Annotated in this window: 1 pseudogene; it reads right to left on the reverse strand. The window is 68.2% G+C overall.

The features are described 5' to 3' along the window. Window positions 1-1,544, reverse strand: a pseudogene (locus ACQKP2_RS32850) (hypothetical protein); the annotation flags it as partial.

The raw sequence follows: 1,544 nt of genomic DNA on the forward strand, positions 1-1,544 counted from the left end.
ATCAGCAGGTTGCCGGCCGGGTCGTGGCTGAAGTGTTCCGCGGGCAGGTCACGGCCGTGGCGCACGCGGGTCAGGCGGTCGAGCGCGTCGTACTGGTAGTGGCGCGGGCCGTGGCGACTGTCGGCCACCTGCAGGAGGTTGCCGTTGGCGCTGTAGGCATAATCGCGACGGTACAGCGCACGCTGTGACTGGCTGACGGCATGGGCCTGCAAACGGCCCTGCTCGTCGTAGGCCATTTCGCTGAGCAGCTGGCCCTGCTGGCGCAGGCGCTCGCGGCCGCCGTCGAAACGGTGACGGGTCAGGCACGTGCCGTTGAGGGCGATGGCGGTCAGGCCGCCACCCTTGGCGCGCTGGTAGTGCAGGCGGTTGTTGTCCGGCAGGCGCAGGTGTTCGAGCTGGCCGCTGGCGTCATAGCCATAGCGCAGCGTGCCCCAGCCCTGATGTTCGGTGATCAGGCGGTCGTGGGCGTCGTACTCGAACTCCAGCGGGTGGTCCTGGCCGTCGTCGACGCCGACCAGCCGGCCGAGGCGGTCGTAGCGGTAGGCGACCGCGATGCCATCGGGCAGGGTCTTGCGCAGCAGGCGCCCGGCGCTGTCGCGCTGGTAGGCCGTGATGAGTTGCGAGCCGTCATCACCAAACTCGGTCTTTTCCAGCAACCGGCCATTGAGGTCGTAGGCATAAGCCGTGCGTCGGCCGTCGAAGCCGGTCTCCTGGCGGATCAGCCCCCCCGGCGTGTAGTCCAGCCGATAGGTGTCGCCGACTTCGTTCTCGATGGCGGTGAGCAGCAGCCGGGCATGGTCGTAGCGGTACTTGAGCTCACTGCCGTCGGGGTTGATGCGCCGGCTGACGAGATGCAGGTCGTCGGCGTACTCGTAGCGGGTGACGCGCTCCAGTTCATCGTGCTCGGCGGTGATCTGGCCGTAGGCGTTGTAGCTGAAGTGGCGGCTGCTGCCGTCGGGCTGGGTGAGCCGCAGCAGACGGCCCAGCGCGTCCCACTGGTAGCAGGTGATGGCGCCGAATTCATCCTCGCGGGTCAGCAAGCGTCCCTGCACATCGTAGGAAAACCGCCGACGGCCGCCGCTGGGCAGGCGGTCTTCGAGCAGTTGCCCGCGGTGGTTCCAGAGCAGATGCTGGAGGCTCTGGTCCGGGTGGCGGATCAGCACCAGCCGGCCCTGTTTGTCGTACTCGTGGTAGGTGCTGTGGCCGTCGGGGTCGATCAGCCAGGTGACGTCGCCCTGGGCGTTGCGCTGATAGGTCCACTTGGCCTGGCCGCGGTAACGCGCGTGCAGGAAACCGTTGCGGTATTCGTAGGAGGTTGGCTCGTCCTCGGGCGGAATCAGCGCGATCAGCCGACCGAGGTCGTCGTAGCGGTATTCGGTGACGGCGCCGAGCGCGTCCTGTTCGGCGATCAGCCGGCCCTGGGCGTCGTAGGCCCGCTGCCGTTCGCCGCCGTCGGCCTCGACCCGGCGCACCAGCCGCGCCTGCGTATCGTGAACGTAGGTTTCCTCGCTGCCGTCGGCATGCCGCAGCACCACGCTGCCGTC

It is taken from the genome of Pseudomonas sp. NPDC089569 (assembly GCF_050280625.1).
In the GTDB taxonomy this organism is placed as follows: Bacteria; Pseudomonadota; Gammaproteobacteria; order Pseudomonadales; family Pseudomonadaceae; genus Aquipseudomonas.